At 44.5% G+C, this 24878-nt stretch carries 26 protein-coding genes; 7 read left to right on the top strand and 19 right to left on the bottom strand.

The window, feature by feature from the left end:
* Positions 1-849: 849 nt before the first annotated feature.
* Entirely contained in the window at positions 850-1089 is a 240-nt protein-coding gene (locus tag ACQCVE_RS15295) for a YlbE-like family protein (protein WP_426844581.1), read from the bottom strand.
* A 3-nt stretch (positions 1090-1092) separates the two neighbouring features.
* Complete coding sequence (locus ACQCVE_RS15290; protein ID WP_426844582.1) at positions 1093-1482, bottom strand: YlbD family protein; 390 nt, start codon at positions 1480-1482, stop codon at positions 1093-1095.
* A 132-nt stretch (positions 1483-1614) separates the two neighbouring features.
* Between ACQCVE_RS15290 and ACQCVE_RS15285 the strand changes: the two genes are divergently transcribed.
* Positions 1615-2103 (top strand): PaaI family thioesterase, encoded by a 489-nt coding sequence (locus ACQCVE_RS15285; protein WP_426844583.1) that lies wholly within the window; start codon positions 1615-1617, stop codon positions 2101-2103.
* 23 nt (positions 2104-2126) lie between these two features.
* Here the strand turns inward: ACQCVE_RS15285 and ACQCVE_RS15280 are convergent, their stop codons facing one another.
* Complete coding sequence (locus ACQCVE_RS15280; protein ID WP_426844599.1) at positions 2127-3164, bottom strand: CAP domain-containing protein; 1038 nt, start codon at positions 3162-3164, stop codon at positions 2127-2129.
* Between the two features lie 248 nt (positions 3165-3412).
* Here ACQCVE_RS15280 and ACQCVE_RS15275 point away from each other — a divergent pair, with 248 nt between their 5' ends.
* On the top strand, positions 3413-3772 hold the full coding sequence (locus tag ACQCVE_RS15275; protein ID WP_426844584.1) for a YugN family protein: 360 nt from the start codon (positions 3413-3415) through the stop codon (positions 3770-3772).
* 27 nt (positions 3773-3799) lie between these two features.
* Here ACQCVE_RS15275 and ACQCVE_RS15270 read toward each other — a convergent pair whose 3' ends face one another.
* From ACQCVE_RS15270 to cyoE, 8 genes are all read right to left on the bottom strand, one after another.
* Positions 3800-4297 carry a GNAT family N-acetyltransferase gene (locus ACQCVE_RS15270; protein ID WP_426844585.1) on the bottom strand — a complete coding sequence of 166 codons (498 nt, stop codon included), beginning with the start codon at positions 4295-4297 and terminating at the stop codon, positions 3800-3802.
* Between the two features lie 135 nt (positions 4298-4432).
* Entirely contained in the window at positions 4433-4894 is a 462-nt protein-coding gene (locus ACQCVE_RS15265) for a DUF420 domain-containing protein (protein WP_426844586.1), read from the bottom strand.
* A 51-nt stretch (positions 4895-4945) separates the two neighbouring features.
* On the bottom strand, positions 4946-5848 hold the full coding sequence (gene ctaG / locus ACQCVE_RS15260; RefSeq protein WP_426844600.1) for a cytochrome c oxidase assembly factor CtaG: 903 nt from the start codon (positions 5846-5848) through the stop codon (positions 4946-4948).
* A gap of 308 nt (positions 5849-6156) precedes the next feature.
* Positions 6157-6489: a cytochrome c oxidase subunit IVB gene (gene ctaF, locus ACQCVE_RS15255; RefSeq protein ID WP_426846897.1), complete on the bottom strand. Its 333-nt coding sequence runs from the start codon at positions 6487-6489 to the stop codon at positions 6157-6159.
* Positions 6490-7110 (bottom strand): cytochrome c oxidase subunit III, encoded by a 621-nt coding sequence (ctaE, locus tag ACQCVE_RS15250; RefSeq protein WP_426846898.1) that lies wholly within the window; start codon positions 7108-7110, stop codon positions 6490-6492.
* Positions 7110-8924 carry a cytochrome c oxidase subunit I gene (gene ctaD / locus ACQCVE_RS15245; RefSeq protein ID WP_426846955.1) on the bottom strand — a complete coding sequence of 605 codons (1815 nt, stop codon included), beginning with the start codon at positions 8922-8924 and terminating at the stop codon, positions 7110-7112. The genes ctaE and ctaD overlap by 1 nt, the downstream gene beginning before the upstream one ends.
* An 82-nt stretch (positions 8925-9006) precedes the next feature.
* Positions 9007-10080 (bottom strand): cytochrome c oxidase subunit II, encoded by a 1074-nt coding sequence (gene coxB, locus ACQCVE_RS15240; RefSeq protein ID WP_426863320.1) that lies wholly within the window; start codon positions 10078-10080, stop codon positions 9007-9009.
* Positions 10081-10247: 167 nt separating this feature from the next.
* The gene (cyoE, locus tag ACQCVE_RS15235; RefSeq protein WP_426846899.1) at positions 10248-11177 is read right to left on the bottom strand and encodes a heme o synthase; all 930 of its coding nucleotides are present in this window, start codon (positions 11175-11177) and stop codon (positions 10248-10250) included.
* A 482-nt stretch (positions 11178-11659) separates the two neighbouring features.
* Here cyoE and ACQCVE_RS15230 point away from each other — a divergent pair, with 482 nt between their 5' ends.
* Positions 11660-12628, top strand: coding sequence for a COX15/CtaA family protein (locus tag ACQCVE_RS15230; RefSeq protein ID WP_426863319.1), 969 nt, complete (start codon positions 11660-11662; stop codon positions 12626-12628).
* Between the two features lie 232 nt (positions 12629-12860).
* Here the strand turns inward: ACQCVE_RS15230 and ACQCVE_RS15225 are convergent, their stop codons facing one another.
* The 4 genes from ACQCVE_RS15225 to ACQCVE_RS15210 form a co-directional block, all read right to left on the bottom strand.
* A complete protein-coding gene (locus ACQCVE_RS15225; RefSeq protein ID WP_426863317.1) occupies positions 12861-14285 on the bottom strand; it encodes a cryptochrome/photolyase family protein in 1425 nt (474 codons plus the stop codon).
* Positions 14286-14418: 133 nt separating this feature from the next.
* Positions 14419-17856: a pyruvate carboxylase gene (pyc, locus tag ACQCVE_RS15220; RefSeq protein WP_426863316.1), complete on the bottom strand. Its 3438-nt coding sequence runs from the start codon at positions 17854-17856 to the stop codon at positions 14419-14421.
* Positions 17857-17913: 57 nt separating this feature from the next.
* Positions 17914-19131, bottom strand: a complete 1218-nt coding sequence (ftsW, locus tag ACQCVE_RS15215) for a putative lipid II flippase FtsW (RefSeq protein WP_426863315.1) — start codon at positions 19129-19131, stop codon at positions 17914-17916.
* A gap of 240 nt (positions 19132-19371) precedes the next feature.
* Entirely contained in the window at positions 19372-19653 is a 282-nt protein-coding gene (locus tag ACQCVE_RS15210; protein WP_426846903.1) for a YlaN family protein, read from the bottom strand.
* Between the two features lie 199 nt (positions 19654-19852).
* Here ACQCVE_RS15210 and ACQCVE_RS15205 point away from each other — a divergent pair, with 199 nt between their 5' ends.
* Positions 19853-20347 (top strand): peptidyl-prolyl cis-trans isomerase, encoded by a 495-nt coding sequence (locus tag ACQCVE_RS15205; RefSeq protein ID WP_426846904.1) that lies wholly within the window; start codon positions 19853-19855, stop codon positions 20345-20347.
* A gap of 148 nt (positions 20348-20495) precedes the next feature.
* Here the strand turns inward: ACQCVE_RS15205 and ACQCVE_RS15200 are convergent, their stop codons facing one another.
* Positions 20496-21827 (bottom strand): PhoH family protein, encoded by a 1332-nt coding sequence (locus tag ACQCVE_RS15200; RefSeq protein WP_426846958.1) that lies wholly within the window; start codon positions 21825-21827, stop codon positions 20496-20498.
* A 159-nt stretch (positions 21828-21986) separates the two neighbouring features.
* Between ACQCVE_RS15200 and ACQCVE_RS15195 the strand changes: the two genes are divergently transcribed.
* Positions 21987-22598 carry a YhcN/YlaJ family sporulation lipoprotein gene (locus ACQCVE_RS15195; RefSeq protein WP_426846905.1) on the top strand — a complete coding sequence of 204 codons (612 nt, stop codon included), beginning with the start codon at positions 21987-21989 and terminating at the stop codon, positions 22596-22598.
* Between the two features lie 96 nt (positions 22599-22694).
* Here the strand turns inward: ACQCVE_RS15195 and ACQCVE_RS15190 are convergent, their stop codons facing one another.
* A complete protein-coding gene (locus tag ACQCVE_RS15190; protein WP_426863314.1) occupies positions 22695-23150 on the bottom strand; it encodes a pyridoxamine 5'-phosphate oxidase family protein in 456 nt (151 codons plus the stop codon).
* A gap of 146 nt (positions 23151-23296) precedes the next feature.
* On the opposite strand from ACQCVE_RS15190, the gene ACQCVE_RS15185 reads away from it, so the two are divergent.
* Together ACQCVE_RS15185 and ACQCVE_RS15180 are read left to right on the top strand one after the other, a co-directional pair.
* On the top strand, positions 23297-23500 hold the full coding sequence (locus ACQCVE_RS15185) for a YlaI family protein (protein WP_426846907.1): 204 nt from the start codon (positions 23297-23299) through the stop codon (positions 23498-23500).
* Positions 23497-23928 (top strand): hypothetical protein, encoded by a 432-nt coding sequence (locus tag ACQCVE_RS15180; protein ID WP_426846908.1) that lies wholly within the window; start codon positions 23497-23499, stop codon positions 23926-23928. Before ACQCVE_RS15185 ends, ACQCVE_RS15180 begins: the two co-directional genes overlap by 4 nt.
* A 271-nt stretch (positions 23929-24199) precedes the next feature.
* Here the strand turns inward: ACQCVE_RS15180 and ACQCVE_RS15175 are convergent, their stop codons facing one another.
* Both ACQCVE_RS15175 and ACQCVE_RS15170 read right to left on the bottom strand, forming a co-directional pair.
* Complete coding sequence (locus tag ACQCVE_RS15175; RefSeq protein WP_426863313.1) at positions 24200-24487, bottom strand: hypothetical protein; 288 nt, start codon at positions 24485-24487, stop codon at positions 24200-24202.
* Entirely contained in the window at positions 24484-24777 is a 294-nt protein-coding gene (locus ACQCVE_RS15170; RefSeq protein WP_426846959.1) for a YlaH-like family protein, read from the bottom strand. The genes ACQCVE_RS15175 and ACQCVE_RS15170 overlap by 4 nt, the downstream gene beginning before the upstream one ends.
* Positions 24778-24878 lie beyond the last annotated feature (101 nt).

Here is a 24878-nt window from a genome sequence, read left to right as displayed (position 1 = left end):
GACATATTTCTTCTTTACGTCCTCAATCGGACCATTCTTTCTTTTCATCTTGGCCTCATCTCCTCTGCCCTCATTATATTTAGAATGAGAGGAGGTGTCCAAACTAGTTAGGGGGCCTGAGAGATATTATTAAATTTCGGCCGATATATCTGAATCTCGGTCGATATAATTAAATTTCGGCCGATATTTCCGAATCTCGGTCGATATAGTTAAACTTTGACCGATATATCCAAATCTCGGTCGATATAACAAAACTAAGGTCGATATATCAGAATCTCGGTCGATATAAAAAATTTCGGCTGATATATCTGAATCTCGGTCGATATAATTAAACTACGGTCGATATATCAGAATCTTGGTCGATATAACTAAACTACGGCCGATATAAGCCCGCAGCTGCATCAAAATCATGCCGAATAGAGCTCCAAAAGTCACCTATTGTCTTTCTGGATGAGTCTAAACGGCCTTCAGATGGCCAAAAGATTAGAATTTGGCGTTATAACTTCACCAGACTGTATTTTATAACACCTCTTATAAAGTGCCATCCATTACCGCCCAAAGGTGAAAAACCAAGCCCGGATATGGAGACCTGCAATGTTGAAGCTTCATGGATCAGCAATCAAGTACATCCTTTATCCTATTTAAACAAAATCGCACTGCCTCATGCACGTGCCTCTATACCGATCATCCGCATATTATGAGCAGCCAAGATATGTCTGAAAGACTAGCCGATTGTTTTGGTCGTGCATTAGTATCGAGTTAAATTTACTCGTCACTCAGAATTTGAAAAAGGGGCAGTCGGCAAAACAACAACCCGCCCCTGCCGCACGTGCTCTGCCTCTAGCCCTGTTAGTCCTGCTGCTTCATGGACTGGAACATTCCCAGCATCATAGAGGCCATCTGCAGTGAATTGGAAAATTGGGCAACTTTGTGTGGTATGGTCTTTTGATAATAATGCATCATCGCCAGATTCATCTCTTCCTGGGCCTGCGGATTCCTGGATAGCTTTCTGTACCATTGCGGCTGTTCTCTCAAGAATTTAATAATCTCGGGTTTTGATTGGATATAATCCTGTACCTCTTTTCTCATCCCTTAGTCCTTTCTGAAGGAGAATGGGCCGCTCCCTCCTGCAGAAGGACCCCCTCCAGACCCTTTTGATACACCAAATGTTTCAAGCAGGTTTTGAACAGCAGATACTGCATTGCTCATTTTACTAAGGCTCACGTTCATTTCATTTGCATCCATGTTTTTTACTGCAGAGAAAAGCTGTGTGACAAACCCTTTTTCTTCCGCTGTTTCTTTTGGTTCTTCACTTGATTTGTAGTCCTTCCAATACTCATCCTGCTCACCGAGAAGGTACCAATTTTCGTAAAATTCCTGCCAGGTTTTACTGCCTGATTTTGCTTCTCGAATTATTTTCGGATGTTTTCGGACGAATTCCTTAAACTCTTCAATTTTTTGATTCTGTTTTTTTACTGCCATATGTTTCACCTCTTATTCATGCGCCTAGTATAGTGTAATCCGTATAACCGAAAGTGGTTCGCCCAATTTTCCCTGCCGGCCCCAGCAAATTATTGGTAAACTATAAAAAAAGACTCGGAGAGGGATGCAGCAATGAATAAGAATCAGCTCAATCAGAAGACAAACGAAATGATCGGCCAATTAAACCAAACGGAAACAGAGGAACTCCATTTATTGCTCGAAGCCATGAAACGTAAAAAAGAGAAGAACGGAACGTACATTGGCGCTCTCCTTCAGGCAGAAGGAAAAGAACACGGTGATGAATTTACGATTACCATTCCGAATACAGTACTTATCCAAAATTCACTCGAAATTGTTCATGGCGGTATAACGGCAACACTTGCGGATTCTGCTATGGGAACACTCGCTCACAAACAGCTTCCTGAATCCCTCGCTGCCGTAACCTCCGAGCTGAAAATGAACTATACCGCTCCGGGAATCGGCGCTTTCTTCACCTGCACAGCTAAGCTGATCCATAAGGGATCAAAAACGATGCTTCTTGAGGCGAGAATTTTCAGAGAAGACGGGAAGCTAATTGCTTACAGTACCGCTACCTTTTTTATAATTGAACGAAAAAAATGATAACCTCCACCGGTTATCATTTTTTACTTGCCTATAAAATTTTGTGTGTAGTAATCTTTATAGACCCCTACGCCGATATGTGTAAAGTCTTTATTCAGCATGGCTTTCCTATGCCCTTCGCTATTCAGCCAGCCTTCCGCAGAAGCAATGCTGTCCGTGTAATGGGCTGCTATGTTTTCCCCGGCTGTCTGGTAGGAAATGCTGTCCCGCTGCAGCCTGTCGGCGAGTGTGCCGGCCGAAGGAGACTCGTGAGCAAAGTATTCTTCGACAGCCATATCCTTGCTATGGGAATATGCAGTCTTGGAAACTGCTTCATCATACTCCAGCAGTTCCAGTCCATGCCGCTTCCGCATTACATTGGTTATATCAAATATTTGCTGTTCCTGGGCATTCCCGATTTCCTGCTCTTCTCCTTCTTGAACAGGCTCAGCGCTGATCAGCTCCCCGCGGTAAACCACTTCATACGGGCGCTGCTTAATAAACGTTTCTTTATCAGCAGCCCTTATGCTTGAAAGGGTTCCATCAAACCGGTCAATATAAAGCTGTATAACCACTCCATCTGTCTCAATTACCGGGCGTGTGTTCATATCTTCCTCTGATAGCTCAAAGCGGTATGAGTTTCCATTATGCTCCATTGAAAGAGTAGAAGAAACCGGTGCCTTCTGGTAAACCTGGCTGAGTGGTTCACCAATCTGATAAGGTTTTATGTCAACACCCTCTCCGATTGCATAAACAGAAACAACCTTATCGGATAAGACTCCAATTTGGATGTATTGATTGCTTCCTCCATTATAGATCCACCAGTGATAATCGAATTGTGAAGGATCTTTTCTTACAGGCTCTCCAAGCTGATCTAACACCTGATCAGAGGATTTTCCCATGAGTGAGAGGATGCCTTCTTCAGGCATTTTAAGTTTTTCGTCATCTGTTTCTTCGCTCGCAAGCTGCGTTTCCTGTTTTTCTTCTTTCCGGTCAGGCGGGTCCTCCGCGAATTTTATAAAAACGGTATATGTGCTAACGATAATTGCGATGACTAAAATGGTTTTTACGATTCTTTTCAGTTAAATTCCCCTCGCTTGTGTGAGTAAGATTTTGATTCTGTTACCTGTCATTTAATCAGAAAAAGAACCCAATTACAATCAATTAGATGGGATCTTACAGCAAATTATGTATAATCCATGTTCAATCCTGAAAACTACTCGGCTTTTCCAAAATTATCTAACCTTGGATTGAAAGTGCAGATGTTTCATACTATTATTAAGATATGAAAAATAAGCGTTTTCATAAAGCTGAAGGGGGAGTTAAAAAAATGAAGTTTGAAGGCACAGGCATAGACAATTTAACAGCTGAATTAACCCGCCTGGATGATGCGATGGAACAGCACGGCTTCATCCGAGCCGGCCAATGGGATTATGAAAGAGTTACGTATGACCGGAAGCTGGAACAGCGCGGGGAAATCTTTTATCTCAGGATCCAGGGCTTTACGACAGAGGGGGATACGGGCGGAAGGCACGCCATCGTCAAACTGATGACTCCGCTCCTCGGAAAGCATTATTATCCCCACGGCGTAGAGTATGGAGAAGGTGAAGATTTTCCAGAACAGATCGTTCAATCGTGCGAGAACACTTTAAAACGGCTGAAGCAGGAGCTTGAAGCGATTATACGATAAAGGATAATAGCCTGGCTATTGTCTTTTTTATTTAGCTGCGACCCAGGTTAAAAATGAATGCTCCTTCCGCTTGCATATCAGCCCGATCCTGCTGAAGATTCCGATCGTTTTATCCTGTTCCATATGACACTCTGTTGTAATGCGCTTTACTTTTTCCTGGCCAATCAGCCATTCAAAAAAGCTGCTTACCGCTTCAAAACCGAATTCTAAGCGATAATCAGGATCAATTCGAAAATCAAATTCAATTCCCCCCGAACTGTCCGGTTTTGAATAAATATAAAAATCCCCGATCATCTTTTTGTCTTTATGATGGATGATCAGCCAGATCCCCCACCCGTATTCAGATGGGTCCCGCTCAAGCCTCTCTATGTAATAAGGCAAAATCCCTTTGCTGATCAAAGAGGGCCAGTCTTCCGGTATGACGATAGGCGACCGCTTCGCCAGTTCTTTTTTGTGGAGAATCAGCGATTTCGCCAGATCCAGGGAACACGGGATAAGCAAGAGTTCGTCTGTTAAAATTTCCATCCGCTCGCCTCCTTCCGCGGAGAATAAAAAAAGGGTTACAGAATTATATTCTGCAACCCTTCTTCATTATGTTAAGCGATTAAACTTGCCCGGATGATCTCCTTAATCTGTCCTGTCATAAACCTTCAAAAAGGGTTAAAAACCGGTAATTGCTCTGATTAAGGTCGTCGTTTCCCCGCCGCCGTATATTATATATAAAAGCATATAAACGGTAACCCCGGTAACGGCTGTCGAAAACCAGATTACACTTGTAATCGGACCAAGCTTCCTATGCCTGATGATCTTCCTCCTGTAACCTGACCAGATCGAGATTAATCCAAAAACCCCTCCGGCAGCCGCAAGGAAAATATGAAAAATAAGAAATGAAAGATAAAACCCCTTAACCTCAGGCGGTCCTCCAAATGCAGTATTGCCGTCAAATACGGTTCGCGAGACATAGACAATAAAGAAAATCAGCGCAAATACACCAGCCCATGTCATGGCCTTGCGATGAGCTTCGATACGGCCCTTAGCAGCTAAATACCAGCCAATTGCGACGAATATGGCACTTATCACGATAAAAGCCGTGCTGATAGTCGGTAAAAGAGGCAAGTACATATTTGTTGACTCCTTTTTTGATAGGCTAGGGGTTAGCAAGGTCTCACTGGATTACCCTTTATCAGAGAGAATGGCCTGCAGCTCAAGCTTATCTTTTTCTCTTTCTTTTCTTACCCATTGGAAGAAGACAAAGCCAAGAATGGAGCCGTACACGATCTCCTGAATGATCTTCATGACAATGCCGCCCAGCTGCTGGTCCTCTGTTAGAGGCATGGAAGTAAATACTTCAGGGCCTGACAGATTTAAACCTGAGAGAGTTGCTCCAGGAACACAAAGCGCCATGGCTTCCATCCATGAGGCAGGATCCGAATAAGCAGAATAAAGGGGATCCGTTGCAAAAATGATAAGGGCGCATGCGGGTGTCAGCAAAACTCCGTTCGCAAAGATGTAACCAATTTTCAGAAGCCCTGACATTTCACCTGACTCCCCTCTTTTGCGGAATACGGGCCACCACATGCAAATGGAGGTGAAAAAGATAACAGCCGTAGCTGAGGCATGGTAAAATGGATTCGTTTTCACCACATCAAACACGAGCGGTGTATGGTATAAAGAGAAAATTCCGTTAAAAACAAGGATAGCCAATATTGGCTGAGTCAAAAATAGAAAACACTGCCTGAATGGCTTCCTCATTATAACCGCATTCCACATCCACCCCGGAATTCCTACAATCAGAAGCGGCGAAACGACCAGATACACCATAGCCATCTGAAACATATGAACACTGAAAAGAATATGTCCAAGCAAATCAACCGGGCTGCCTTTAAGGATATACAGAAGGGCCAATCCCCCGTAAAAAGCGGCTTGCTGCCTCGGTGCCGTCCTGGCAGAAGTCTTAAACCACCGGTTACGGTACCTGATCAGCAGATGATAGCCGGCAGCAGCCATGCAAAGGGCCAGAAAGTAGTAGGGACTCCATAAAGCTTCAAAGCCGAATAGCGATAAGTTCTCCAAGATGATCCCTCCTTTCTGGGCCCGCAAAGATAGGTATATCAGATGAATCCGACTAAATGAGCTTTGTTTTTAAGACGGCGGCCAGCCTCTCGAGGTCATAAGCCACTCATCCTGCGGAAGGAAGAACGTCTTCCTCCGGCTGATTGTCTTATGCTTGTCGAGGCTGCCCAAGCCGCCTCCGCTTTTCTTTTTGTCCAGCTCCGGGCGCTAGCGCTTCGGCCGCTTCCCTCTCTCGGTCAAGGCAAAATGCGCCTTTCGGTCGAGAGCTCCACCGTCTCTCAGCGCTGGGCAAGCGCCCTCCGCTTTTCTTTTCACCACCAGATGATGGTCATGAAGGTTAGGACGGTTAGGAATGCTACGAAAACTCCTGAGTAAAGGAACAGGGCTGGAGCTTCGTGTCCTTTATGGTTCATGTGCATGAAATAATATAGCTGAAATGCCACTTGTACCACCGCAAGCAGCAGAATAAACGGAACGGTGAACCAGTGTTCGATTCCTTTGTAGCCTACTGCAATAAAAGCAAGGATCGTGAGGAAAATCATCATACCGAATGAAACGACCTGATACTTCATGTCTTCAGCATTCTTTTTTTTCCGGTAGGCCAGATCGATTTTAGGATTTCCTGAGTTCTGATGTTGAGCCATTTATCCCACCATCCCCATTAGATATACAACCGTAAAAATAAATACCCAAACCACGTCAATAAAGTGCCAGTATAAACTTGCTACATAGTACTTTGGGGCGTTATAAAGACTGAGCCCCCGCTTATTGTTCCGGATAATCAAGGTCGTAATCCAGAGTAGTCCGAAGGTTACGTGAGCCCCGTGCGTTCCTACAAGTGTGTAGAATGCAGAGCTGTATGCATTTGTAGTGATCGTAAAGTCTTTCTCAGACACGTAATGGTAAAATTCGTAGATCTCGAGGGCAAGAAACCCTGCTCCTAAAAGGACGGTGATGCCAAGCCAGATCTGCATCTGCTTAAAGTTAAAGTTTTTCATATGGTACATCGCATACACACTGGTCAAACTGCTCGTCAATAATATCATCGTAGCAATAAAAACAATAGGCAGTTCAAACAGTTCTTCCGGCGGACCTCCCGTAGGGGATTCTCTTAGAGCAAGAAAAGTGGCAAATAGGGAGGCAAACAGGACCGTCTCTCCTCCGAGGAAGAGCCAGAATCCAACAAACTTGTTTTTCCCTTCAAGGGTTGCTTTTTCGGGAGAATCCGGGAATGTTTCGGCAGTCAGCTTTTCTTCTGCTTGCATTACGCCTTCACCCCTTTTTCATCATCTTCCAAATCTTCTTTATGAATATGGTATCCGTGATCGTCAACAACAGAGCGGAGGAACATCGCCCCAAGTGTAATGGCAAATCCAAGGAACAGTACAATCATGGCCCACGGCTCTTCCGTACGGTACATCAGGCCAAAAGCAGCTACAAACAAACCAAATGCCATGACAAGCGGAACGATTGAAGAGTTCGGCATATGAATATCCGATACAGGCTCAGCAGGTGTCATCCCTTTTTTGCCGGCTGTTTTTTCAACCCAAAGCGCATCAAGGCCGCGTACAAGAGGTGTCTGCTTAAAATTGTATTCCGGTGTTGGAGCTTCCACGGCCCATTCCAGTGTTCTTCCATCGATCCAAGGATCTTTCCCGGCGGCTTTGCCTTTCACAGCTGTCATCACAATATTGATCAGCAGGACAATCGTTGCGGCAGCCATAAAGGCAGCTCCAATCGAACTGACAAGATTTCCTGTTTCCCAGCCCTGGTTCGGCAGAAATGTGAAAACCCTTCTCGGCATTCCGTAAAGGCCGAGGAAATGCTGTATAAAGAAAGTTAAGTGAAATCCAATGAAAAACAATACAAATGTTATTTTCCCGAGCGTTTCGTTAAGGATCTTGTTAAACATCAGTGGCCACCAATAATGCGCCCCGGCAAACAGTGCGAACACAACTCCGCCAACAATGACATAGTGAAAGTGAGCCACTACAAAGTAACTGTCGTGATACTGGTAATCCGCTGCAGCACTGGCAAGCATAACTCCTGTCACTCCCCCGAGTACGAAAGAAGGGATAAATGCCACTGACCAAATCATGGCAGTCGAATACCTGATTATGCCTCCCCACATGGTGAACAGCCAGTTGAATATTTTAATGCCCGTTGGTACGGCAATGGCCATTGTAGCGACTGCAAAGATGGCGTTAGCAATCGGTCCAAGCCCAGTCGTGAACATATGGTGTGCCCATACCATAAACCCTAAAAACCCAATCAGAACTGTTGCAAATACCATGGAAGAATAGCCAAAGAGCCTCTTCTTTGCAAATACAGGAATAATATCAGAAAATATACCAAAGGCAGGAAGGATGAGTATGTAAACTTCAGGGTGTCCGAATATCCAGAATAAGTGCTCCCAAATAACCGTATTCCCTCCTTTTTCTGCCACGAAAAAGTTTGTATCAAACAATCTGTCAAACATCATGAGTGCAAGGCCTACTGTCAAAGCAGGAAAGGCAAATAGGATAAGTGCAGAGGCTACAAATGTCGTCCATGTAAAGAGCGGCATTCTCATAAATGTCATGCCGGGAGCTCTCATGTTGATAATCGTAACGAGAAAATTAATTCCCGCAATCAAGGTACCAATCCCGGAAATCTGCAGACCGAGCACATAAAAATCGATGCCGTGCCCTTCTGAATAAAGAGATAGTGATGCGTATGACGTCCACCCTGCATCAGGAGCCCCGCCTAAGAACCAGCTAAGGTTTAGAAATATCCCCCCAAAGAAGAAAAGCCAGAATCCCAGTGAGTTCAGGAATGGGAACGCCACATCACGCGCTCCTATCTGAAGAGGCACGACAGCATTCATGAATGCGAAAAGCAAGGGCATGGAAGCCAGAAAAATCATGGTCGTTCCATGCATCGTAATAATCTCGTTGTATAATCCTGCCTGCAGAAAACCGTTTTCCGGTACAGCAAGCTGTATACGGATCAGCATGGCCTCAAGTCCGCCAACCAGAAAGAAAAATCCCCCTGCGATTAAATATAAAATCGCGATTTTTTTATGATCAACGGTCGTCATATAATCCCAAACCGTTGCTCCAAACCCCTTTTTTTGTGCGATTGTACTCAATTCAAACCCTCCCCCTTTATAGCAGCAATGCCTACTCCACTTTCAATCCATTCATGTAAGCTGTAAGCGCTTCAATTTCATCGCCGGTTAATTCCGGATATTTTCCGGTCATCGTATTGCCCGGCTTGTATTTTTCAGGATCTTCAAGCCACTTTCGAACGTTTTCATCCGTATTCGGCAAAATACCGGCAACTTTGGTTCGATCGCCAAAATTCCCAAGGTTCGGAGCTGTCCGGACTTCTTCAGGCCGCTCATCGGATGGGGTTACAGCATGGCAGCCGATGCAGCTCTTTTCCTGGAAAAGCTGTTCTCCCTGTCTTTCTAAAGCAGTTTGAGGTGCAGACTTTGCCGATTTCATTTTCTCAGTCCACTGATTGAATTCTTCCCGGGGTACTGCCTTCACTTTAAAATCCATCAATGCATGTGATGGACCGCATAGCTCAGCACACTTACCGTAAAGGTATTCTCCGGCTTTACTCACCTTATCTGAGTCAAAAGTAAGCCAAAACTTATTTTTACTCTCTGTATTCGTATCCATTTTGCCTCCGGCTGAAGGAATCCAGAACGAATGTTTCACATCCGAAGCTACAAGATTAAAGTAAACCCTTTCATCTGTCGGCACAATTAAATCCTGGCTAGTAATGATTTTGTGGTCCGGGTATTCAAACTCCCACCAGTAAAGACTCGCTCTGACATTCACGACTAAAGCATCTTCCGGTTTACGGTTTTTATCTTCCATCGGTTCTACGTTTGCAAGTTCAAAGGTTGCTGCTACAACTGGCACCGCAAGGATAAGCAAAAGTAAAATAGGAATAACAGTCCAAATGATTTCTAAACGCTGATTTCCTTCCACCTGCTCCGGGATTTTCGCTTCATCCCCTTTTCGTTTTCGGAAGCGTACGATAACATAGAAAAAAATTACCGTTACGACCGCTACTACAACCACCATGATAATCGTGCTTAACATCATGATCCCAAACTGGTTTTCCGCTACTTCTCCTGCAGGCTGCAAGGTAGAAAGAAACGGTTCTCCGCATCCGGCCATAATGAGCGCTGATAAAATAAATAAGCTCAACAGACGCCCTGTTGTCCGCCATTTTTTCATACCCAAATCATACCCCTCTTCCAGTAATTTAATGATGCGCTACTGCAAACCTTTAGAATATTGAAAAAAATTAATTTATGGAAAATTCTTTTAAATAAAAGAATTTTTTACAGGGATCAGGATGAATAATGCGCGGCAGCTGCACACTGCCACGCTTATTCATTTGCTTAAACGATCGTGAAGAGGATCATAGATACGAAGAGGATCGTTAAATAGTTGAGTGAGTATATAAACATCCATTTGGCCCAAACCAGATCATCCTTCATCTTGAAGCCGGAGAGTGCCAGTACAATCCAGCCCGCATTCAGGGCGGTAGCTAAAATCAGAAATCCTGTTCCCAGATCATACAGATAAAATGGAAGTGGAAGAAGGCATGCGACCCAGACCATCATCTGTCTTTTCGTCATGGCAAAACCGCGTACGGCCGGAAGCATTGGAATGTTGGCTGCCTTATATTCATCCACTCTTTTCATTGCAAGGGCAAGAAAATGCGGCGGCTGCCATATAAACATGATCATAAACAGTACCATGGCCTGCACCGTAAGATTCGGATCTACAGCAGTCCAGCCAATCAGCGGAGGAACTGCTCCGGGAAGGCTTCCGATGACAGTGTTGATCGTATACCTTCTTTTAGACCACATCGTGTACAGAAAGACATACGAAAAGACACCGATTGCGCCGATTACGGCAGCCATCATGGTTGTCATCATCAAAGCCGCCATACCAAGAGCAATCAGAAAAATTCCAATCCATAGCGCCTGATTCGGTTCATACTTTCCTGTAACGGTAGGGCGGTTTTTCGTTCTTTCCATAATGGGATCAATATCCCGGTCGTAATAATTGTTTACTGCACAAGAGCCTGCCATGACAAGCGCAGAACCAACGAGCGCAAATACTACTGTATCCAGCGACGCCAGAAAGCTCTGGCCGCTGAAATAAAATGCAAGCCACAATCCCGCGAATGCAGTGATCATATTCGAATTTACAATTCCTATTTTTATGAGAGCCAGGAAGTCCTTCCAGGCGGAAGCCTTAGTGATCTCATGAGGACCGTGTTCGCTCATTGCTGTTTCGGCAGCTGTCCTCGTATTCGGCATAATACATCCTCCTTTGCTGTTGATGCCATTTATCCGGCATCCAAAACCTGTCTTATCACCAAAAATTTAGCCTGAATCTACTCATAATGATACAGGAAGTGCTTTGTGAACAAAATGCTCTAAATGATTTAAACAATAAATCGACAAATATTTATGGCGAAATCGTGAACATTATGTGTCAGCAAAGTGAAGATTTGTGTGAAACTAGACAGGAATCCAGCAATTTAATTTTAACATAAAATGATAGTGGAAGATAAAGGCTTTTTCAGGTTTTTATAACCTTCTTGCTGTCTCTGGGAAATCACCTTCCATTTACTGGTTTATTTCTATTTTAATGGTAATAAACCGGTCTTTTTTCAAGCGTTTTGTGAACAATAGGCCGAGCCTGTTGTATTTTAGCCGCTTATTTCTTACAATCAAAGACGTATTATGTCAAAATACGATTAAGATCCAATGTTTTGTTTCGATATAAGAATAAGAAGGTGAATGATTTGAAGCGTGTTATTGCATTAAAATGGCTGGCGGTTATTACCACGCTGGTTATGCTTGTGGTCCTATTGGGCGGAGCATTAGTTACAAAAACCGGTTCTGGAATGGGGTGCGGACGATCGTGGCCACTCTGCCATGGAAAATTTGTTCTGCTGCCCGGTGATGTTACACCGGAACTGCTCATAGAGTTAAGCCATCGTGCCGCGAGCGGCATCGCAGGAATTTTAGTACTGGCTCTTGCCATAGCATCCTGGAGGCTGATCGGCCATATTAGAGAGACTAAATTTTTAGCCGTGCTGGCAGTTGTCTTCTTATTGCTTCAGGCCTTTCTTGGTGCGGGAGCTGTCATGTGGGGACAATCAAGTGCGATGAAGGCCATTCATTTTGGCGTATCTCTCATTTCATTCGCTTCCGTTCTTATGCTCGCCCTGCTTATTTTCGAAGTAGACAGAAAATTTGATGCCAATTCTCTTATTATCGACAAGAAAATGCGGTTTCACATGCTTGGCGTTCTGATCTACAGCTATATTGTTGTGTATACCGGGGCATATGTTCGCCATCGGGGAGCCAGTCTGTCGTGCTCTAACTGGCCGCTCTGCAATGAGGGAGCGTTCGGGATGCCAGTCCGTTTCCAGGAATGGGTACAAATGGGCCACAGACTTGCAGCCGGACTCATCTTCATCTGGATCGCCTATGCCGCTTGGCAGGCAATCAAGCATTACAAGCACCAAAAAGCAGTATACTGGGGCTGGATCATTTGCTTCATACTCGTTTCCCTTCAGGCACTGTCCGGAGCACTAATTGTATTGACCGAGCTGAACCTCGCTATTTCACTCGCCCATGCCATTTTTATTTCATGTCTTTTCGGAGTATTAAGCTACTTCCTGCTGCTCATTTCGAGAAGCAAGGCAAATCAAATAAGGCTGTCAGAAAAGCAAACCGGTACAAATGAAGCTGGATAGAGATCCGTCATTACTAGGAAAAAAAGGACCCAGAGCATGCTCTGGGTCCTTTTTTCTGTCTGTCCTCAGCTGCGAGCTATCCTTCACCATTTACATGGCAGTACGCTTTCAGCTGCTGAGGATCATATGCCAGAGCTTTAGCGCTCAATCATAATAAGAGGGAGACGGCAGTGCAAAATAGAATTGAGGGCAACCAAAGCCTTTTCTGAAACTTCATTAAAAATATGAACCTTTATTTTTCATCCTTAAACATTTCAATTGCCAATTTTCTTTGTTTTTGATGGTCTACTATTGGTTCCGGGTAGTCTTTTCCAATCAGGCATGCCGCTTCCCTCTGGTCCTTGTCAGGCATTTTCCATGGTTCATGTATGTATTTGGAAGGTATATCCGCAAGCTCGTTTATATATTTACGGATATAGTCTCCTTTACTGTCAAACCGTTTGGATTGCGTTACAGGATTAAACACTCTGAAATAAGGGACAGCATCTGTACCGACGGAGGCTGCCCATTGCCAGCCGCCTATATTCGATCCGGGATCGTAATCGACAAGCTTGGAAGCAAAATAGTTTTCTCCGAGCCTCCAGTCAATCAGCAGATCCTTAGTTAGGAAAGATGCAGTAATCATCCGGAGGCGGTTGTGCATCCAGCCTTCTCTGTTCAGCTGCCTCATGCCCGCATCCACAATGGGATAGCCTGTCTGACCATCCTTCCACGCCTGAAATTTCTGCTCATCCTTATTCCAATCAAGCGACCGGTAAGCCTCGATAAATTCCTGATCTTTCGTTTCCGGGTAATTCGCAAAAATCATCTGATAAAAATCTCTGAATGCCAGCTCTCTGATATATGCTTCTTTGCTGTCTTCTGGAGCATCTGCCTGCTGAATAGCTGAAAAGACGGTCCGGGGAGAAATACACCCTGTCTTTAAATATCTGGACATCAGACTGGTGCCGTCGATCCCGGGTATATCTCTTCCTTCAGGGTATTCTTCAAGGGATTGATCCATGAATTTCTTCATTCTCTCCCTTGCTGCTTTCTCACCAATCTCCCAATCCTGTTCATCAAATCCTTTAGATAGCTTTTCGGCATCTTTCATCGCATTTTTTGAAAAGGGCTCCGCTTTCCTGGTAAACTTGCCCAGTTCATCAAATGACAATTTTTCACTCACAGGTTTGTCAAGTTTTTTCCAGGCTTTGTAGTAGGGGGAAAATACTTTATACACCGTACCGTCTTTTTTCCTAATTTCATTTGGACCATGTATGTATGCATCCTGAAAAGAATAGACATGAATTCCTTTTTCATCCAGCCAGCTGGTTATGCGCTCATCCCGTTCCTTGCCATAACCCGCTTCATCTTGATTAAAATATACAGCTTTTGCATCATTATGCTTGGACAGAAGCTGCTGAAATGCCTTTTCCGGCTCACCTTCCACCACCTGGAGCTCTGTTCCAAGCTTTCGGCATCTCTTTGCAAAGTCCAGCATTGTCGCCATAAAAAACTGATGGCGAAGGCTGTTGCTTTCATTTAAAAATTGCCGGTTTAAGTGAAAGGTAAATATTAGTTCGAAATGATGTTTTTTACAGTAAGATAAGGCTTCTGACAAGGCTTTATGATCTTGAAACCGGAAGTCTCTCCGAAACCAGACGATAACACTTCCCACTGCTCCTCCTCCTTTCTCCAAATGCATTCCCTTATTGGAAAGATTGTAACGGAATCATTAAAAAGAACATAGATTGGATGTGCTGAGGAACTTACAGCAAAAGAGCAGCCCCTAAGGACTGCTCTTTTGTTAGTTAGTGGGATAGCTCTATTAATAGGTCTCCGGTTTGGATTGCTTCCCCATTTCCAACATGTATATCTTTTACAGTGCCGGTGTACGGTGCCTGAACGGTTGTTTCCATTTTCATCGCTTCGGTAATCATCAGGTGATCCCCTTTATTGACTTTCTCGCCTTTTTGCACCAGTACTTTTATCACTGTACCAGGCATAGAAGCACCGATATGTTCCTGATTCGCGTGATCTGCCTTTGCTTTTGCAGCAACGGCTGATTTAATGCTTTCATCTTTAATGACTACTTCGCGCGGCTGTCCATTGAGTTCAAAATAAACGACCCTTGTCCCATCTGCTTGGGGTTCACCGATGGACACGAGCTTAACGATCAGTGTCTTTCCGTGTTCGATCACGACCTCAACTTCTTCTCCAAGTCTCATGCCATAGAGGAAAGTCGGAGTATCCAGTACAGAAACATCCCCAAACTGCTCAAATGTTTTCGCATATTCGAGAAACACCTTAGGATACAGTGCATGTGCAATTGCTTCAAAGCTTGTAACAGGTCTGTTCAAGGTTTGGAATAATTCCTCTTTGCTTCTGTCAAAATCAACAGGTTTAAGCAATTCGCCTGGCCTTACCCCTATTGGCTCTCTCCCTTTAAGAATTATTCGCTGCAGCTCTTTCGGAAAGCCGCCGTGAGGCTGTCCGAGATATCCTTCGAACATCTCCACTACCGAATCAGGGAAATCGAGTGATTCGCCACGCTCATAGACATCGTCTTCGGTCAGATTATTCTGGACCATAAACAATGCCATATCCCCGACCACTTTAGAAGAAGGAGTGACCTTTACTATGTCGCCGAAAAGTTCGTTCACCCGCTGATACATTTCCTTCACTTCATTCCAGCGGTCACCGAGACCGACTGCCTTTGCCTGCTGCTGCAGATTGCTGTACTGACCTCCCGGCATTTCATGCTGGTAAACCTCAGTATGAGGAGAAATCATACCGCTTTCGAAATCCTGATAGTATTTTCTGATACCCTCCCAGTAATGGGAAAGCTGCTCCAGAACCTCAACATCCAGCTTTGGCTGCCTATCCATTCCGGCAAGAGCATAATAGAAGGTGCTTGCACTCGGCTGTGAGGTCAGGCCTGCCATCGAGCTCACGGCTACATCGACAATATCTACGCCTGCTTCAGCAGCTTTTGCGTACATAAAGGTCCCATTCCCGCTCGTATCATGCGTATGGAGATGGATTGGAATGTCCACTGTTTCTTTTAAAGCAGAAATCAAATCGTAGGCAGCCTGAGGCTTCAGCAAACCGGCCATATCTTTAATAGCAAGGATATGCGCACCTGACTGTTCAAGCTCTTTCGCCATTTCTTTATAGTATTGCAGATCGTACTTTCTGCGTGATGGATCAAGAATATCCCCTGTGTAGCAAATTGCCGCCTCCGCTAGCTTTCCGCTGTCCCGCACCGCATCGATTGCCAGGGTCATGCCTTTGACCCAGTTGAGGCTGTCAAATATCCGGAATACATCAATGCCGGCGTTTGATGATTTTTCAACAAACTCTTTGATTACATTGTCCGGATAATTTTTATAGCCAACGGCATTGGAAGCCCGAAGCAGCATTTGAAGCAGAACATTGGGTGCTTGTTTTCTGACGGTCAGCAGACGGTCCCATGGATCTTCCTTAAGAAATCGGTAGGCTACATCAAATGTAGCACCGCCCCACATTTCCAGTGAGAAAAGCTCAGGCAAAAGCTTCGCAGTCGGTTCGGCAATTCTTTTTATATCGGCTGTTCTTAAACGGGTGGCAAGAAGCGACTGATGAGCATCCCGGAACGTCGTATCGGTCAAAAGAACCTGATGCTGATCTTTAATCCAGCTAACGAGCCCATCTGCTCCGCGTTCTTCCAGTATGTTTTTTGTGCCGCGTGGATAGTCGTCCAGCAGGCTGATCCCAGGAACAGGCGGTTTTTCAAAGACCGGTTTCTTTTTCTTGCCAATCCCAGGAAACCCATTAACCGTAACATTGCCGATATAGCTGAGCATTTTCGTTCCCCTGTCTTTCTTTTTAGGGAAAATGAAAAGCTCAGGTGAACTGTCAATAAAGGTGGTATCATATTGTCCGCTCAAAAACTGTTCATGCTTTACAACGTTTTCGAGGAAAGGAATGTTCGTTTTGATGCCGCGGATACGGAACTCTTTTAAATTACGGACCATTTTGGCTGCAGCCTGTTCAAACGTTAAAGCCCATGTGGAAAGCTTCACCAATAATGAGTCATAGTAAGGAGTGATAACTGCGCCCTGGAAGCCGTTCCCTGCATCAAGACGAACGCCAAATCCTCCGCCTGTCCGGTACGCCATGATCTTCCCGGTATCCGGCATAAAGTTGTTTAAGGGATCTTCAGTTGTTACACGGGATTGTATTGCGTACCCGTTCGTATGTATATGCTCCTGGGAAGGAATGCCGATTTCTTTGCTGTGGAGATCCATCCCCTCAGCAACCATTAGCTGCGTCTGCACGATATCGATCCCTGTAATCATCTCCGTAATGGTATGTTCAACCTGAACACGCGGATTTACTTCAATAAAATAAAAGTCATCGCCGGAGACGAGGAATTCCACCGTGCCTGCATTCAAATACTCTACTTTTTCCATTAGCCTTACAGCTGAATGGCATATCTCGAGCCGGAATTCCTCTGGAAGGGATACGCTGGGCGCAACCTCCACTACCTTTTGATGCCGGCGCTGAATAGAGCAGTCACGTTCGTACAAGTGAACGATGTTTCCGCTTTTATCCCCGATGATCTGTACTTCAATGTGCTTTGGATTTTCTATGAGCTTTTCAACATAAACCTCATCATTTCCAAATGCGGCTTTTGCTTCAGATTTTGCCCGCTCATAGGATTCCTTGACGCTTGCTTTGGAACGGACAATTCTCATTCCCCGTCCGCCTCCGCCCAGGGAAGCTTTAATGATAAACGGGTAGCCATGCTCATTCCCGAACTGAATGACTTCTTCCACCGTCTCAACTGGGCCGTCACTTCCAGGAATAACAGGTATGCCTGCTGACTCGGCCTGTTTTCTTGCCTTGACCTTATCTCCAAACATATCTAAGTGCTTTGACTCGGGTCCGACAAAAATAATGCCTTCCTGCTCACATCTTCTGGCAAAATGAATATTTTCCGAAAGAAATCCATAGCCGGGGTGGATGGCATCTACGCCATTTGCCTTGGCTATTTCAATAATTCCATCGATATCCAAGTAGGCATCAATCGGTTTTTTGCCTTCTCCCACGAGGTAGGCTTCGTCCGCTTTATAGCGGTGGTAGGCTCCAGCGTCTTCTTTAGAATAAATGGCAACCGTCCTTATATTCAGCTCTGTACAAGCCCTGAACACCCTAATTGCGATTTCCCCTCGATTGGCAACAAGCACTTTTTGGATTGTCTGCATGAGATATTTCTCCTCCTAAGGCAATTATATTAGTATGTCACTTTTAATAACAGTATATCACATTTTGCTGGACAAAGGTTTTTTATAGCCTGATGACGCCTTTTTAACTGGAGCCTTTACAGCCCCGCTTTTATACTTCTTTCGATAATTCACAAACATGGATACGTTGACAAGCAGGCCTGCCGAAGTCATTAACACAAGCATCGAAGAACCGCCATAGCTTATGAATGGCAATGTGACACCCGTGATTGGTATCAGTCCGGTAAGACCGCCGAGATTAATGCCTGCCTGAATGGCGATCATACTGGATATGCCGACTGCCAGCAGCGTACCGAATGCGTCTTCACACTGCCTGGCAATGTAAAACCCTCTGAAAATGAGCGTGCCGAGTAGACCAAGCACGAAAAGCACTCCTAGAATGCCAAGTTCCTCCGCAACAATCGACATTATAAAGTCTGTATGAGACTCTGGGAGGTAACCATATTTCTGTACGCTATTCCCAAGGCCAAGACCGGTAATGCCGCCTGATCCGATCGCGTACAGAGAATTTGCCAGATGGAATCCAGCGTCGTCCTCGTTGCTGAACGGGTCGGTGTAGCCTGCGAATCTTGATACCCGCTCGGGTGTGGCAAAGTTATCCCAGTTCATAAGGATAAAGGGACTGAATAAAGCGAGGATAGCCAGTCCCGCCAGCACAATTTTCATCAGGCTTTTCCAATTCATCCCTGAAGCTGAAACCATTGCCGACATAATCAAAGCAATAATCATAGCCGTCCCGATATCAGGCTGGATGATGATTAAAAAACAGATTGCTGTAGTAAAAATGAGCGGAGGCATAACGGCTTGTCCAAAGTGATTTATGTATGCCTGCTTTTTCTCATAAATAGCCGCCAGATAGATAATAATGCTCAACTTCACAAATTCCGCCGGCTGCATCGTAAAACCGGCAACCTTAATCCAGCTTTGGGCGTTGCCTGCCGTGTGGCCGTATACAAACAGCAGCAGCAAAAGCCCAATCGAAAGAAGCATAATCATTTTTAATAGCTTGTCAGTTAACAAGACCCGGTAAGGAATTGCTGCGGCCATAATAAAAGCGATGGTACCGATACAAACCGTAATCAGCTGTTTCTTGAAGAAGTAATCGTTTTCCGTTCCAAATCTTGCTGCTGCCGTAATCATGCTGGAGCTGTAAACCATCACCAGACCAAATACACACAGCAAAAAAACTGTAAAAATCAAAGTATAATCATATGATTTTAGGATTTTTCTTATCATAAACTCTCTTCCCTACTTTTTCAATTAATTCTTCAAAAAATTTAATATTTTCCGTATATTTAAATACAAGACGTTTCACAGCCTTTAAAACTATCCTATCAGGGTAAGCGGCATCGCACAACGAACGAATGGAGGAATTGGCCATCTAAAATTCCGGAAACATACCGAGTCTAAAGAATGTCTTTATAAGCTAAAAAAACTCAAACCATTGTCTTGCAAACAGTTTGAGTTCTAAGGTTTTTATTTTTTCGTAAATGCCTCATGCAAAGCAGATAACTCGCGTTCAAGGGAATCCAGAAGAACTTTTCCTTCGTGCTCAAATACCAGTCCGAGACGAACGGCAAAGTCAATTTCCCTGGATAATCCGAACATTTGCGTATCTAAAACCTCTTCATAGAGAGGGCATTGCGGCATAGTTAAATTGTCCATCTGAACCTTGATCAATTTCATGATTTTTTCAGCATCCGCTTTTAATAGAGCAAGCGCCTTCTCACGATGATCAATCGCAATCTCAGAAGCCAAATGAATCCCTCCGTTCCCGAGCGATTACCTCTAATCTATCTATTAATATTAAAGGGAAAAAAGGAAAAAAGCAAGGTATAATGGAGGACAAATCGTGCTGTTCTTCGCCAATTACCGGCACAGCTGCCGGATCTGCCGCTGCGCGATCCATGACAACCTCTGAGAAAGCGCTTATAATGGGTTTTGAGGAGTGATAGCCATGCATAGTATCATTACATTGACAGGCAAAGTAAAACATCCGATTACCATTGATCCAAGTGTGTGGATCTTTGACGAACGCAAAGCTGATCTTGAAACCTTTTTTACTGTGAATGATGAAACCTGCCATAATGACGAAGCGTATACGAAAGCCATTTCTAAGCATTGGGACCGCGAGATCATGCAAGGAAATGAAGCCCCTGCCCAGCCTGAGAAAAAAACGTTTAAGAAACAGGAAATAGCAAACGGGACTTTCGGGATTCGTTTTGCTCCCTTCTTGCTGAACGCAGAGCTGGAGGAATCCGCTTCCGAAGTTCAGATTCTCTCAAAAAATGGAACCGCTGTCCTCTCTTTGCGTGAAGCAGAGGAACTAGTCGCTTTATTCAGCAAAAATGGAAAACCTCTGAAAGATGACGGACCTTTACATTTTTATTTCGGAGATGGTTCCAATAAAGATCGCCCAATTAAAGGGGTTACAAAGATCATCGTAGCTTAACAAACTAAGCAGAGGCAAATGCAAAAAAGTGCTCAGAGTATGACTCTGAGCACTTTTTGCTATCCGGAGGTCTTTCCCAGCGCTTTAACGAGACAGCATTTTCTGTTTGCGGCCATGACTCAAGCCTTGTGAAGACCAGACAAATGCCTTACAGTAAATCTGCAGCGAGCTGGGCCAGGCCGGAACGCTCACCTTTTACAAGCTTAACGTGTCCTGCGATCTGCTGATCCTTAAATTTTTCCACCACATACGTTAAACCGTTATTGTATTCATCCAAATACGGGTGATCAATCTGTTCAGGATCCCCCATCAGCACAATTTTGCTTCTTTCCCCTACCCGAGTCAAAATGGTCTTAACCTCATGCTTTGTAAGATTCTGCGCTTCATCAATGATAATAAACTGGTCCGGAATGCTTCTCCCTCTGATATATGTCAAAGCCTCCACCTCGATGGATCCCATACCGGCGAGGATCGCATCCAGTTCCCCGGGTTTTTTTGTGTTAAATAGAAACTCAAGATTGTCATAAATAGGCTGCATCCAAGGACGGAGCTTTTCTTCTTTTTCCCCCGGAAGAAATCCGATATCTTTTCCAACCGGAACGATGGGTCTTGCAACAAGAAGCTTTTTAAACGTCCCCATATCCTCTGTTTGAAGCAGTCCTGCCGCAAGAGCAAGAAGAGTTTTGCCGGTACCGGCTTTTCCTATAAGGGTAACAAGCGGCAAATCGTTTCTCAGTAAAAGCTCGAGCGCCATCGTCTGCTGGACATTTCTCGGCCTTATCCCCCAAATATGATCATGGTCTGTAAAGAGCCTTTTCACTTTTTTTCCGGTCTTATCAACCATTCCCACTGCTGAGGCAGATCCGCCAAGGGCATCCTTCATAATGACAAACTGATTCGGATAAAACGGATGGTTCGTAACTTCTGTCAAAGTAAGCTCATTTTTCTCATAAAACCTGTCCAAGTTTCCCTTATCTATGTATAGGTCGAGGAAACCCGTATAAATATGATCCACTTCCACAACGCGGTCACTTAGAAAATCTTCTGCAATTAACCCGAGGGCATCAGCCTTTACACGGACGAGCGTGTCTTTGCTGACTATTATTACAGGCCGGCCGTTTTCTTTCGTTTTCTCTTCGTTTGAAAGGTTATTGGCTACAGCCAGGATGCGGTTGTCGTTCGTCTTTTCCACAAAAATGTCCTGTAATTCATGGAAAGACCGGTGGTTAAGCTCTATTCTTAAAACTCCGCCATTACGGAGCGGTATTTTTTCATGAAGCTTCCCTTCTTCCCGAAGCCCGTCAATCAGCTTCGAAACCTGGCGTGCATTACGTCCTACTTCATCCATATAGCGTTTTTTGGAGTCCACTTCCTCCAGCACAACGGCTGGGATGACCACTTCATTGTCATCAAATGAAAAAATTGAATTCGGGTCTTGCAGCAAAACATTTGTGTCCAGAACATAAACCTTATTCAATATTCCGCCTCCTAATCCGCATATGGCAGCCTGAGCCGCCTTCCCTCTCGTCACCAGTGCAAAGCCTGTTCACTAATCGTTGCTAAAATATATGATTTTGTGAATAAAGATAGAAGGTTAATTAGACAATAAAGTAAAAAGCCATTTAAAAGGAGTGCTCTTATGCTGCGATCGTTACTATATTCCGTCATTACTGCCCTTTTCATGCTGACAGCCTGCTCAGCAAATGAAAATTCCCAAGGTGAAACCTCCAGCGATTACAAATCTAAGCCCATTACAGTCAAGAACAGCATCGAACGCCCGGTAGAGCGTCAAACAGGACAGCAGATTTCGAAGCATCTTGTTGAAATCGCCAACCGTGTGCCTGACGTAAATGATGCGACCGCCGTTGTCCTGGGCAAATATGCCATCGTTGGGATTGATGTGAATGCAAAACTGGACAGAAGCAAAGTAGAATCCATCAAATACGCCGTGGCAGAAAGTCTTAAGGACGATCCATACGGGGCCACTGCCATTGTTGTAGCAGATGCAGATACGAACCAGCGTCTGCGCCAAATGGCGAATGAAATCCAGCAGGGGCGTCCGATCGGCGGCATCCTTGATGAGCTGGCTTCAATCGTTGGCCGCGTAATGCCGGATGTACCTAATGATACGATTGATAATCAGGAAAAAGAACCAACCGAGCAGGACAATGACCAGCTGCCTAAAAAAGAGCAGGATGAACTGGACAATGAACAAAACGACCAATCCAGAAAAGAAATTCAAAAGAATTGATTCCATACAGGGTGCAGACGCAAGCAGTTTGAGCTTTAGATTCCATTAAAACATGCAGCAGGTAAACGCATAAAAGCTTAGCCTGAAAATTTTGGGCTAAGCTTTTTTCATTGCGTCCATAACCTGCTGATCAAGCCGGGCAGCCGCCTTTTCGTCATACGTCTTTGCATACTGCGGTTCAGCAGATATTCGGGAACCGTAAAACATGACATCCCGGACCTCAGAAATTTCAAGCTCCACCAAAGCAAGCTTTAGAGGGACATTTTCAAGCTTCTCTTGTTTTACATGAGCATTTCCAATGATCGAATACGCAGACTCGTTCGCCAAAAGATTAATAACAGCAGCAGGATGCTTATGTATATTTTCTAAAATCCTTGAGCGGGTATCCAAAGCGAAATAAATCCTCTGCCGATCCGGCGCAAGCACCCATGATATTGCATTTACATTAGGTGCCCCCGTCTCTTGATCAATCGTTGCTATTGTCACAAACCTTTCCTTCTGCAAAGCATTAAAAAGCGGGTCAATCAGCTGATTCTCTACTTTGTTCGCCATATTCATCCCTCCAATGCTGCGGTATAGATCTATCATACCTATCATACCGATTTTTCACAAATGTTCCAATAAAAACTCTTACCGTAAAGCAACTTTTTCTGCCTGTGTTATAATCGGTCTATATAAACTGTTTAGAGGTGCTATCCATGAGAGTAAAATGTGTAATATGCGACCAAGTCCACACCATAGATGATGAAACCCTGCTGGCTAAAAGACTCCGCAACAGGCCCATTCATACCTATACATGCCCGGAATGCTACGACCGCATTGAGGTGCGAACGAAAGAACGCCTAAAAACTGGAAACTTCAGGTTATACCGCGATAAAGAAACCGGTGACTTCCTATCATGATCTTGCGGGGCGGGCTTTGCGGTCTGGCCGGCGGTTTTGCTCTTGGTTTTTTTCTAAAATGGACGCAGGGCGTAACAGGACTCACCGTTTATACCCTGCTCCTGAATATCGATTTTTTGTATCCATACCCGCTGCCCGAGTGGGTTGAATTTGCGATTCATTTAGGGGTAGCTGTTTTAATCGGAGCCGGGTTTGGAGCAATCGTTAAAAAAACCCGGATTTCACGTTTCAGAAACCAGCTCTTACTTGCTTCTCTCATAACTTTGCCAGCTGTGTTCTTATACTTTCCACTCTCATTACTAGCCATCAAAAGTGTCCCCTCTATCTGGAATGCTGCCGCTTTTGGATGGTGGTCAGCGGGGCATGCTGTTTTTGTCTTAGCTATGTGCGGGGGCGTATGGGCATTTACTTCAAAAAGAACAAATTAGATATCTGCTTCCCCTCGCAATACTCTCCTTATACATGGAATTTTATTTGACCCATCGTTTCTAGAAAGAGTGTTTTATTCAGCTTTAGATGAATGAATTAGACCCACATGCATTTTATTTCATTTTCCACAATCATGTAATTTGTCCGTGCCTTTATAGAGCAGGTACGCTTTTGCACGTGGAGCAGCCTGGACACAGGCATGTATATACATACCCCTATCCTATTTATATAGATAGACTTCCAAACCAAAAAAACCCCAATCCAAGGGGTTCACAAACAATAATTTCGATACCGGTCCGGTTCACGCCGCATCTGGTCTTTCATCACATCAATCAGCTCCGCAGGGAAGCGGGTGCGGTATTCTTTTCCGTTCTGCAGGCAGGTGATCCAATAAAGGCCCTCCTCCATTTTATAGGAGAGCTGATTGATTCCATGATCCTCTTTGAGAACGCTTTCAAAAAGTGCTGCGGTTTCAGCGGCAGATAGATCGTCAGGTCTGTCGAGAGCTACTACTTTAATAGAGAGCCAGTTATAGAGGGCATCCTGCAGGGATCTCATACGGACTGCTCCATTTTTTTATGGCGTCTTAGCCGGATTTTATAAATGATCAGGATCAGGGATGCGATGATTAGCCCTTCGGCTATCGGGAGAAAGATAGCTAGGAAGGTCAAGATGATGCAGCCGAGAAAAAGGAACAGATAAATGAGCGCGGCTTTAAGAGGCGGCAATTTTTTTGCGAAGCCCAGCTTAAACACAATAATAGAAAGAATTAGGACAACTGTGAGCATCGTCCATCCACCGGCAGCCGGGTTCAATGCAGTATAAATTAATTTCGCCACCGGCCACATGCTGCTGTATACATCCGGTTCCACATCGATTTCCTCCTATTCTGTTTTCCATATAAAAGAAAATGGTTTCTTTCAGAGTAGCAAAGAAACCATTTTCGGAC

The sequence above is a fragment of the Metabacillus sp. 113a genome, assembly GCF_050107635.1.
GTDB lineage: Bacteria > Bacillota > Bacilli > Bacillales > Bacillaceae > Metabacillus_B.
The sequence above is the reverse complement of the archived record's forward strand: the minus strand, read 5'-3'. Positions and strand labels throughout refer to the sequence as shown.

Bases quoted from the DNA above. Each gene is read 5' to 3' on its own strand.
- ACQCVE_RS15295 (WP_426844581.1), bottom strand. From the start codon at position 1,089: ATGAGAAAAGAGGTACAGGATTATATCCAATCAAAACCCGAGATTATT.
- ACQCVE_RS15290 (WP_426844582.1), bottom strand. From the start codon at position 1,482: ATGGCAGTAAAAAAACAGAATCAAAAAATTGAAGAGTTTAAGGAATTC.
- ACQCVE_RS15285 (WP_426844583.1), top strand. From the start codon at position 1,615: ATGAATAAGAATCAGCTCAATCAGAAGACAAACGAAATGATCGGCCAA.
- ACQCVE_RS15275 (WP_426844584.1), top strand. From the start codon at position 3,413: ATGAAGTTTGAAGGCACAGGCATAGACAATTTAACAGCTGAATTAACC.
- ACQCVE_RS15270 (WP_426844585.1), bottom strand. From the start codon at position 4,297: ATGGAAATTTTAACAGACGAACTCTTGCTTATCCCGTGTTCCCTGGAT.
- ACQCVE_RS15265 (WP_426844586.1), bottom strand. From the start codon at position 4,894: ATGTACTTGCCTCTTTTACCGACTATCAGCACGGCTTTTATCGTGATA.
- ctaF (WP_426846897.1), bottom strand. From the start codon at position 6,489: ATGGCTCAACATCAGAACTCAGGAAATCCTAAAATCGATCTGGCCTAC.
- ctaE (WP_426846898.1), bottom strand. From the start codon at position 7,110: ATGCAAGCAGAAGAAAAGCTGACTGCCGAAACATTCCCGGATTCTCCC.
- ctaD (WP_426846955.1), bottom strand. From the start codon at position 8,924: ATGACGACCGTTGATCATAAAAAAATCGCGATTTTATATTTAATCGCA.
- coxB (WP_426863320.1), bottom strand. From the start codon at position 10,080: ATGAAAAAATGGCGGACAACAGGGCGTCTGTTGAGCTTATTTATTTTA.
- cyoE (WP_426846899.1), bottom strand. From the start codon at position 11,177: ATGCCGAATACGAGGACAGCTGCCGAAACAGCAATGAGCGAACACGGT.
- pyc (WP_426863316.1), bottom strand. From the start codon at position 17,856: ATGCAGACAATCCAAAAAGTGCTTGTTGCCAATCGAGGGGAAATCGCA.
- ftsW (WP_426863315.1), bottom strand. From the start codon at position 19,131: ATGATAAGAAAAATCCTAAAATCATATGATTATACTTTGATTTTTACA.
- ACQCVE_RS15205 (WP_426846904.1), top strand. From the start codon at position 19,853: ATGCATAGTATCATTACATTGACAGGCAAAGTAAAACATCCGATTACC.
- ACQCVE_RS15195 (WP_426846905.1), top strand. From the start codon at position 21,987: ATGCTGCGATCGTTACTATATTCCGTCATTACTGCCCTTTTCATGCTG.
- ACQCVE_RS15190 (WP_426863314.1), bottom strand. From the start codon at position 23,150: ATGGCGAACAAAGTAGAGAATCAGCTGATTGACCCGCTTTTTAATGCT.
- ACQCVE_RS15185 (WP_426846907.1), top strand. From the start codon at position 23,297: ATGAGAGTAAAATGTGTAATATGCGACCAAGTCCACACCATAGATGAT.
- ACQCVE_RS15180 (WP_426846908.1), top strand. From the start codon at position 23,497: ATGATCTTGCGGGGCGGGCTTTGCGGTCTGGCCGGCGGTTTTGCTCTT.
- ACQCVE_RS15175 (WP_426863313.1), bottom strand. From the start codon at position 24,487: ATGAGATCCCTGCAGGATGCCCTCTATAACTGGCTCTCTATTAAAGTA.
- ACQCVE_RS15170 (WP_426846959.1), bottom strand. From the start codon at position 24,777: ATGTGGCCGGTGGCGAAATTAATTTATACTGCATTGAACCCGGCTGCC.